Origin of the sequence: uncultured Megasphaera sp., from assembly GCF_958350005.1 — a bacterium.
GTDB lineage: Bacteria > Bacillota > Negativicutes > Veillonellales > Megasphaeraceae > Megasphaera.
In genome coordinates, this window is the sequence record NZ_CATWFF010000087.1 from 1 (window position 1) to 8,750 (window position 8,750).

Consider the following 8,750-nt stretch of genomic DNA (forward strand, 5'->3'; position numbering starts at 1 on the left):
GAACAAGAACATAAGGGCAATATATTTATGGTATAGTATGCTATATCATAGCCGGGATATTTTCCGGAAGGCCTGTTTGTATAGGGGACTGGAGAATTTGCGGAGCCTATTATATAATAGATATAGGGAATACTATATATGATTTTATCAGATGTTTTGGCTGCAGGAAGGATGTGTGTGCCATGGATATATATACGAATGTGACTGAGCGGTTTGCGCAGTTTGTTTTGGACCCGGTGCGAAACTGTGTGACTGCTGCCGATGCGATCTGTCCGGAGATGGAAGGTCTCGTGCTCTGGGATGCGCCGCTGATGGCCGTTGCCAATGCTGCCGATCCTCTGTTTGCTGCTCTCCAGAATGATGCTGTCGTCGACGCCCAGTATCCGCTGCCGACGTGGTGGCTGCCTGGGGCGAAGCGGGTTCTGTCTTTTTTCCTGCCCTGTGCGCCTCAGGTAGAGCAATCCAATCGGACGGACCGCCGCCGTTCGTCGCCGGAATGGCTCCATGCCCGCATCGAAGGGCAGGAACGGCTCCTGGAAGCGGGAGAATTTCTATGCCAGCTCCTGCGCCAGGCCGGGTATGAAGCGGTTATGCCGGCTACAGATCCGCGGTTCCGCCTGTTTCATCCCTATGCGTCCAACTGGTCGGAGCGGCATACAGCCTATATCTGCGGCCTCGGTACTTTTGGCGCCAGCAAGGGGATTATTACGCAGAAAGGCATGGCCGGGCGCCTGGGCAGCGTTATTACAACCTGCGGCGATCTGCCTGTGACGCCGCGGCCTTATCATGATGTATACGAATACTGCATTCAGTGCCGGGCCTGTGAGCGGCGCTGTCCCGTCCAGGCCATCGACCTGAGCCGCGGCCTGGACCGGGCCAAAGATCACACCCTGTGCGGCCCTTATATCAGTGCCAGCGCGACGCCGCCTCAGGGACGCAGTCAGAAAGTACGCTATGGCTGCGGAAAATGCCAGGTCGGCGTGCCTTGCGCCATAAAAAATCCCTGCCGTCCCATAAGACGACAGGGCTAGGGGGAGACGCTACGGCTGCGGCAGCAGTGAAATGCGATGGGCATTGATGAACAGGGTCTGTACTTGGTCAAACTGCACCGTGTCCACCTTGATTTCATAAGGCTGTCCCTGAGGCGTGTACACATTGCGCAGCGTTGCAGTCAATGTATACGTCTGGTCCCGTTTGTTGGCGTGGAGCGTCGCGTCGTATTCGTTGATCTGGCGGATCAGGCGGTTTTCCTGAAAGGCCATGGCATCTAGGGATGATGCGTATTTTTCCACGTACAGCGTACCGGTCAGGGTTTCCAGGCTGTTGGGATAATCCATGGTCTGTATGCCCTGCAGGGACTGGCGGTCTACGTAAATAATGCCGTCAGCCTGCGTGCCGATGACGCGGTACCGTTCAGGCTGCGACAGGAGCGTAGCCGAATCCATGGCCCCGGCCACACCGGCCCAAAGAACACTGCACAGCAGGAACAGAGTGGCTGCAATAGGTTTCATAAGTCATTCCTCCTCGTATAGGGAAATCGAAAAGATATCGTAAGTATAGCACAGGAATGGTGGACTGGCTATGGACGGCCAGCGGCGGGAATAGGAAAACTTGTGCAGCATAAAGGGGCTGCGAATTTGCTGTATCTTTTTATTGCGAAAAAAGGTAAAATATCATAAAATACTTCTATGGTAAACAAATCACAGAAAACTGCTGAACAGCGCGCCTGGCGACCCTGGTCGGGCACGGGAAAGGATTGGTTCATATGCTAGATTTCCGCATTCATACATTTTTATGTGTGTGCCGCCACATGAACTATACAAAGGCCGCGGCGGAACTGAAGATTACGCAGCCTGCCGTTTCGCAGCATATTCGATATTTGGAACGGGAATACCAGACGAAGCTATTCGATTATACGGGAAAACACCTGGAACTGACGCCGGCCGGCCGCATTCTGCTGCACGCCGCGGCGACAGTCAGCCATGACAACGCCATGCTCAAACAGCGCCTGCATGAGCTGCAGCAGAACAGCAAATCCCTCGTATTCGGGGCAACCCATACCATTGGCGAGTTTGAAATTATCGATAAGCTGGCTGATTTTCTGCACACTCATGACGATGTGAACATTCGCATGAAAATTGCAGATACAGATCAGCTTCTCAAGGCCGTCGATGAGGGCATTATCGACTTTGCCATTGTAGAAGGCTTCTTTGAGCAGGAACAGTATGAAACACTGCTGTTTTCTTCAGAGCCCCTTCTGGCCGTATGCGGGATGACCTATGATGCGCCTGTGTCCATGACTCTGGCCGATCTCATGAAGGAACGCATGATCATCAGGGAAAAGAGCGCCGGCACACGGGAACTGCTGGAACGCAACCTGGCCGAACACAGCCTGACTATTACGGATTTTCCGTACCGTCACGAAGTCGGCAGCCCCCAGGCAGCCAAGGGACTGGCCTGTCGCAACTGCGGCATCGCCTTTCTGTATGGCAAGTCTGTGCGCCGCGAACTGGCCCAGGGGATTTTGCGGGAAATTAAGATTCGCGACTTTTCCGTCACCCATTCCTTCTCCTTCCTGTGGCGCAAGGGCAGCATGTACAGCACCCTGTTCCGGCAGATTTACACGCAGCTTAAGGGATAACAGCGCTGACAGCTCCTGACCAGTGCCGTCCTGACCGTGACGTATGCGCTGACGGTGTGGCCCCATGCTGCAGATGCAATCAACGCTTCCTATATTGATAAATGTTCTTCTTTTGACGATATGGGACTGACATGATATAATATGAAGCATATTTTGTATACAACATACATATGGGCTATCCAGAAGGCAGGACTGCTGTCGTTTCTGGATAGCTCCTTTCATGTGAGAACACATAGGAGCAGGTCTTAAGAGATACTGCGAAGAACCAGATAGTTGTAATCAGGAAAGGATGTACTATATGATTGGGAAAACAAAACTTGCCGGTCTGGTATGCTGCTTTATGATTGCGTCTGTGTCCGTAGCAGGAGCGACGTTTCATCCCGGCGACAGGGGTGCGCAGATTGCGGCTATTCAGCAGGCTTTGGTACAGAACGGCAGCGATATCGTCGTAGACGGCGATTATGGCACAGGCACACAGGAAGCGGTGCGGATGTTTCAGGCCAGCCGGGGACTCGATGCGGACGGCATTGTCGGCGCTGCGACATATCGGGAACTTATGGGCGAAGACATGCCGGAAAACACAACCAGCCAGTTTGTGGAAAAAACGAACTTCCGCGACCAGGCTGTGGAACAATTCACCTTCCCCATGGTGACAGCGAACAACGAAATTCGCGTCATTCAGCAGTCTCTGGCCAATCAGGGCTATAACGTGGACGTAGACGGCGTATTTGGCGTCGGCACAGAACAGGCTGTCCGCAAATTCCAGGCCAGCCATGGACTGGAAGTAGACGGCGTCGTCGGCAAGGCGACATTTTACGAACTGACCGGACAGGTCCTGCCTGGCGGTCCTGTTCGGCGCTTTGGCAACGGCGGCTACGGCAGCCTGACGGGGACGGCCAACTCCCGCCTGGCCAAACAGCTCCTGGGCATTGCCAACCAGTATAAAGGCGTGCCTTATGTATTCGGCGGCACGACACCGTCCGGCTTTGACTGTTCCGGCTTTACGCGGTACGTATACTCTGCCGTCGGCATCAGCCTGCCGCGTATGGCAGACGAACAATACAGCGTCGGCTCAGATGTGTCCATGTCCAATCTGGAACCAGGCGATCTGGTGTTCTTTACGACTTATGAACCAGGCATTTCTCACGTCGGCATTTACATCGGCAACAACCAGTTCATTAACGCCTCCAACGACGGCGTCAGCGTAGCCGATCTGAACAGCCGCTACTGGGCATCGCGGTATGTTGGTGCCAAACGGGTTATTTAAGCACACCGAAGAGAAATGAAAGGCGTTCTCTCTGTTACGATGGCACCATCGTAGTGGAGAGAACGCTTTTTTTGAGGGCTGCCGTTGTCAGATGGTGTTCTTTCCGGTATGATAGGAATATATGACCTATGCGAAGGAGGAGTGATGACGATGGAACTGCGACTGCTGCGATATTTTCTGACTGTAGCCCGGGAAGGGAATGTGACCCGCGCAGCCGATGTGCTGCATATTACGCAGCCGACTCTGAGCCGGCAGATGAACCAGCTCGAAGAAGAAACGGGCATTCCCCTGTTTACGCGGGAAGGACGACGGCTGGAACTGACAGCCGAAGGGATTTTGCTGTGCCGCCGGGCCGAGGAAATTCTGACCCTCGTCGATAAGACCGAACGGGAACTGGCCGCCAAAGAAGGGGCCGTCGACGGCGTCGTGTCCATTTGCTGCGGCGAAATGAATGCTGTCCAGGGCATTGCCGATCTGTTCCGTACCTTTTCGGCAGCCTATCCGCAGGTTACACTGGAACTGTATGCATCCAATGCCGAACTGGCTGCTGAACGGATAGAAAACGGTCTGGCTGATCTGGCAGTTTTTCTGGAACCGGTAGACCTGACCAAGTACGAGTATATCCGCCTGCCGATTCGGGAACGGTGGGCTGTCCTGCTGCCGGCTCAGGATCCGCTGGCACAGAAAGAATACATTACAGCAGCCGATCTGGCCGGCAAAGACCTGATCATTCCCTGGCGGGCCAATATCAAGAAAGAACTGCAGTCCTGGTCTGGCAAGTATTTCTCCCAGTTACGTATTCCTATTCAGTGCAACATGAGCACCAACGCTGCGATCCTCGTATATAAAGGCCTGGGCTACGCCTTGTGCCTGGAAGGGTCCCGGTCCTTTCTCGATGAGTCCCGCATATGCCGCCGTCCCCTGTATCCGCCTATTGAAACGGGATCTGTTCTGGCCTGGAAAAAATATACCCCCTTCAGTGTGACTGTAGAGAAATTCATCGCCCTGGCCCGGCAGTACGCTCAGAACCGCAGTACTTCCGGCAAAGGGTATGCGGCTTTGTAAGGAAATGTGAAAAATGCCTGCCAGGCATGGTGAATAGAAAAATATAAGCATTAGACCAGCTGGACTGGTCTTTATATAATGTAGGTATCTCAACGAGATGCCTGCATTTTTTTTATGAAAGCCGGCATCGGAATACGGAAAGGAGGAATGACCTGTATGGTGTCACACTATGTTTTCTGATCGGGATATATGGCGCATGATTCTGCCCCTGTTTGCTGAGCAGTTTCTGGCTGTATTCATTGGCATGACTGATGTCTTCGTCATTGCCTTTGTCGGTGAAGAAGCTGTTTCCGGCGTGTCCCTGGTCAATGCCTTCAACGTTATTTTTATTAATCTTTTTCTGGCTCTGGCATCAGGCGGAGCTGTCGTCATCAGCCAGTATATGGGACGCCGGGACTGGGACCGGGCCAGTCAGGCTGCCAGTCAGCTGGTCACGGCAGCGGTGCTGTTCTCCCTGGCCATGATGGTGCTGGTACTTCTTCTGGATACGAAGCTTCTGTCCCTGCTCTTTCCCTGCGTAGAAGAATCTGTCATGGATTCATGCATTACGTATCTGCAGATTTCCGCCCTGTCCTATCCGGCTATGGCCATTTACAACGCCGGTACTGCCGTCTACCGGAGTCTGGGCCGGACGAGTACGACGCTGTATATCGCCATTGCCGCCAATATTATCAACATTGTCGGCGACTGCCTGGGCGTATTCTGGTTCCATGCCGGCGTAGCCGGCGTGGCCTGGCCATCGCTCCTGTCGCGCAGCGTGTCGGCAGCGGTTATTACGTTCCTTTGCCTGTACCGCAGCCCGTCTGTGCGCTACCGGCTGTCCTGGATGCTGTATCTGTCCCGGGACATGCAGCGCCGCATTCTGAAAATCGCCGTTCCCAACGGCATTGAAAGCGGCGTGTTCCAGCTGGTAAAAGTTGCTCTCAGTACCATTGTTGCCATGTTCGGCACCTATCAGATTGCCGCCAATGGCGTTGCCCAGAGTGTGTGGAGCATGGCGGCCCTGACCTGTACGGCCATGGGACCCGTTTTTATCACCGTCATTGGCCGCTGTATGGGCGCCGGCGATACGGATCAGGCCGTGTTCTATATGAAAAAGCTCCTGAAGATCAACCTCGTTCTGGCTGTCGTATGGAACAGCCTCATCTTTGCCGTTACGCCAGTCATACTGGGATTCTACTCCCTTGATGAAGAAACGAAAGATCTTATCATTCTGCTGGTGCTGATTCATAATCTGTTCAACGCCCTCGTCTTTCCCTTTGCGGATCCTCTGGGAAAAGGGCTGCGGGCCGCCGGGGACGCCATGTTCACTGCCGGTATTTCCCTGTTTACGACAATCGGTGTACGCATGAGCCTGTCCCTGCTCTTTGGCTTTGCCATGAATCTGGGAGTCATCGGCGTTGCCTGCGCCATGTGTCTGGACTGGACCCTGCGCGGAGCCATCTTCTGGATCCGCTTCAAACGTGGAACGTGGCAGCAGTTCCGTGTTATCTGACATACTTAATAAGGAGGTTGTATGAAACGAATCATTATTATCTGTGTTGCTGTTGTCTGTGCTGTCCTGGGTATTTACGGAGGACTGTCATCTGGCAGCGGCTCATCCAGTCAGGCCGCATCTCCCGCTGTGGCAGGAAGTTCGCAGCGTATGCTGGTTGCCTATTTTTCGCGCTCTGGCAATACCCAAAAGCTGGCAGAAATTATACAAGGTAAGACTGGGGCTGACATCTACCGCATCGATCCGGCAGAACCGTACCCAACCGATTACCAGGCTACTGTCGCCCGGTATCGGCAGGAACGGGATCAGCATCGCCTGCCGGCCCTGGCCTCGCCGGTCCCGGATATGTCCGGATATGACGTCATCTTTATTGGCTATCCCAACTGGGGCAGCGACATGCCGCCTGTTGTCCAGTCGTTTGTAAAGCTGTCCTCCCTGTCCGGCAAGACCGTTATTCCCTTCTGCACCAATGGCGGCGGCGGGTTCGGTCACAGCGTAGAAACCCTGAAATCCCTGGCCCCGGGAGCGACCATTCTGGAAGGATATGAAACGACAGGCCGGACTGTGGATCAGCACGTTCAGGATATTTCCAAATGGATTCAGAACCTCGGCTTGTCTGCCGTACGCACATAAGGAGGAATACGAGTATGATTCAATTATCTCAGATCAAGCAAAAAAGCATCGCCGCTGTACTGACTGCCGTCCTGGCCGTCACTGCCTGCCCGGCTGTGGGTCTGGCTGCGCAGACCGAACCGCCCCGGCAGGCACAGAAAATCGTACAGACTGCCGGCCGGGACCGGCTCGGCAGTTTTGCGCCGGACTTTGCCCGCTATAACGATGATATCCTGTTCGGCGAAGTGTGGTCGAAAAACGATGTCCTGTCCCTGAAAGCACGCAGCATCGTCACTGTATCGTCTCTTATCAGCAGCGGCATCATCGACAGCTCCCTGAAGTCACACATGATGCGGGCCAAAGCCCACGGTGTGACAAAAGCGGAAATGGTGGAAATCATTACGCAGCTTGGATTCTATGCGGGCTGGCCCAAAGCCTGGGCAGCCTTCAATATGGCTAAAGAAGTATACGCCGGAGAATAAAAGAATCAATTGGAGTGTTGTGGTATGTTGTGGAAAAAACAAAGTACTTTTATAAGCGCCTTTTGCTCCTTAGCTGCTGTGTACGGCGCGTCGTCTGCGCCCATTCCGCTGTACAGCTTGTATAAAGGAGAACTGAGCCTTACGAACGCCGCACTGTCCCTGTCTGCCGTACTGTATTTTGCCGGTGCCTTGGCCGCACTGCTCGTGCTGGCCCGGCTGTCCGACTATTGCGGCCGCAAGCCACTGACTCTTAGCACGCTCATAATGTCGGCCATCGGGTGCGTCTTGTTTTACAGTCTTCAGACAGAATGGATGTTTCTGCTGGCTCGTCTGGTGCAGGGCCTGTCCTGCGGTCTGGGTGCCAGCTGTATAGCAGCCTGGCTGGTCGATACGGGAGGCAGCAAACTTGGCGCTATTGCTTCCAGCAGTGCGCCCATGGCCGGCCTGGCTGCAGGATCCTTCGGCTCGGGACTGCTTGTACAGTACGGCAGGGGTGCAGGAGATATGTATGTCATCCTGCTGGCCCTTATAGCCGTCTGCGCTTTGTGTACGGCTTTCAGTACGGAAACGGTCATCTCGGCGCCAGGAGCATTGCGTTCTCTTCGTCCGGCAGTCCGTCTGCCTCGGGCCATCCGGCCTTATCTGCCGGCAGCCGGTGCCGTCTTTGTTGGTACCTGGGCTGTAGGCGGCTTTTATCAGGCCTTTGCGGCTCCATTGGCAGCTGAACAGCTGCAGACGAACAGTACGCTGGTTGCTGCGGCGGTGTTTGCCTGCCTGCAGGCTCCTAATATGCTTGGCAGTACGCTGTCTGGCCGCATGACGCCGGAAAAAGCGCAATTGTGGGGCATATCGGCATTTTTCCTTTCTATGGGCGGCATTGTACTGGCCCTGTGGTTTCATGGCGTTGTCCCATTTTTATGTGTCACCGCCCTGGCCGGCATTGCCTGGGGCCTGGGGTATACAGGCAGCGTTCAGATTCTGATGCGGCATATTACGGCAGCAGATCGGGCCGGTGTCCTGTCGGCAATCTGCCTGATTTCCTACAGCGGCGCTGCCCTGCCCAACCTGGTGGTAAGCCGTATTGCCAGTGGCTGGAGCCTGTTGGCCATTGCAGCAGCCTATACTTTGGTGGTCGGTGCAGCCTGGCTGATCACAGCGGTGTGTGTCTGGAAGCAAATGGCCCGGCAT

Annotated in this window: 9 protein-coding genes; 8 read left to right on the forward strand and 1 reads right to left on the reverse strand. The window is 54.5% G+C overall.

Translation table 11 applies throughout. The annotated features are described in order from the left end of the window. The first annotated feature begins 182 nt into the window (after window positions 1-182). Window positions 183-1,031, forward strand: coding sequence for a 4Fe-4S binding protein (locus Q3886_RS06310; RefSeq protein WP_301860373.1), 849 nt, complete (start codon window positions 183-185; stop codon window positions 1,029-1,031). Window positions 1,032-1,040: 9 nt separating this feature from the next. Here the strand turns inward: Q3886_RS06310 and Q3886_RS06315 are convergent, their stop codons facing one another. Then, a complete protein-coding gene (locus Q3886_RS06315) occupies window positions 1,041-1,511 on the reverse strand; it encodes a hypothetical protein (RefSeq protein WP_301860374.1) in 471 nt (156 codons plus the stop codon). Window positions 1,512-1,765: 254 nt separating this feature from the next. Here Q3886_RS06315 and Q3886_RS06320 point away from each other — a divergent pair, with 254 nt between their 5' ends. The 7 genes from Q3886_RS06320 to Q3886_RS06350 form a co-directional block, all read left to right on the forward strand. Beyond that, on the forward strand, window positions 1,766-2,641 hold the full coding sequence (locus tag Q3886_RS06320; RefSeq protein ID WP_301860375.1) for a LysR family transcriptional regulator: 876 nt from the start codon (window positions 1,766-1,768) through the stop codon (window positions 2,639-2,641). Window positions 2,642-2,939: 298 nt separating this feature from the next. Further along, window positions 2,940-3,908, forward strand: coding sequence for an NlpC/P60 family protein (locus Q3886_RS06325; protein ID WP_301860376.1), 969 nt, complete (start codon window positions 2,940-2,942; stop codon window positions 3,906-3,908). Between the two features lie 150 nt (window positions 3,909-4,058). Further along, window positions 4,059-4,973 (forward strand): LysR family transcriptional regulator, encoded by a 915-nt coding sequence (locus Q3886_RS06330; RefSeq protein ID WP_301860377.1) that lies wholly within the window; start codon window positions 4,059-4,061, stop codon window positions 4,971-4,973. A 169-nt stretch (window positions 4,974-5,142) separates the two neighbouring features. Continuing rightward, window positions 5,143-6,468 (forward strand): MATE family efflux transporter, encoded by a 1,326-nt coding sequence (locus Q3886_RS06335; RefSeq protein ID WP_301860378.1) that lies wholly within the window; start codon window positions 5,143-5,145, stop codon window positions 6,466-6,468. A 21-nt stretch (window positions 6,469-6,489) separates the two neighbouring features. After that, window positions 6,490-7,101 carry a flavodoxin gene (locus Q3886_RS06340; RefSeq protein ID WP_301860380.1) on the forward strand — a complete coding sequence of 204 codons (612 nt, stop codon included), beginning with the start codon at window positions 6,490-6,492 and terminating at the stop codon, window positions 7,099-7,101. A gap of 14 nt (window positions 7,102-7,115) precedes the next feature. Further along, entirely contained in the window at window positions 7,116-7,562 is a 447-nt protein-coding gene (locus tag Q3886_RS06345) for a carboxymuconolactone decarboxylase family protein (protein ID WP_301860381.1), read from the forward strand. A 24-nt stretch (window positions 7,563-7,586) separates the two neighbouring features. Continuing rightward, on the forward strand, window positions 7,587-8,750 hold a 1,164-nt coding region (locus tag Q3886_RS06350; protein WP_301860384.1), incomplete at its 3' end, for an MFS transporter.

Bases quoted from the DNA above. Each gene is read 5' to 3' on its own strand.
- Q3886_RS06310 (WP_301860373.1), top strand. From the start codon at position 183: ATGGATATATATACGAATGTGACTGAGCGGTTTGCGCAGTTTGTTTTG.
- Q3886_RS06315 (WP_301860374.1), bottom strand. From the start codon at position 1,511: ATGAAACCTATTGCAGCCACTCTGTTCCTGCTGTGCAGTGTTCTTTGG.
- Q3886_RS06320 (WP_301860375.1), top strand. From the start codon at position 1,766: ATGCTAGATTTCCGCATTCATACATTTTTATGTGTGTGCCGCCACATG.
- Q3886_RS06325 (WP_301860376.1), top strand. From the start codon at position 2,940: ATGATTGGGAAAACAAAACTTGCCGGTCTGGTATGCTGCTTTATGATT.
- Q3886_RS06330 (WP_301860377.1), top strand. From the start codon at position 4,059: ATGGAACTGCGACTGCTGCGATATTTTCTGACTGTAGCCCGGGAAGGG.
- Q3886_RS06335 (WP_301860378.1), top strand. From the start codon at position 5,143: ATGTTTTCTGATCGGGATATATGGCGCATGATTCTGCCCCTGTTTGCT.
- Q3886_RS06340 (WP_301860380.1), top strand. From the start codon at position 6,490: ATGAAACGAATCATTATTATCTGTGTTGCTGTTGTCTGTGCTGTCCTG.
- Q3886_RS06345 (WP_301860381.1), top strand. From the start codon at position 7,116: ATGATTCAATTATCTCAGATCAAGCAAAAAAGCATCGCCGCTGTACTG.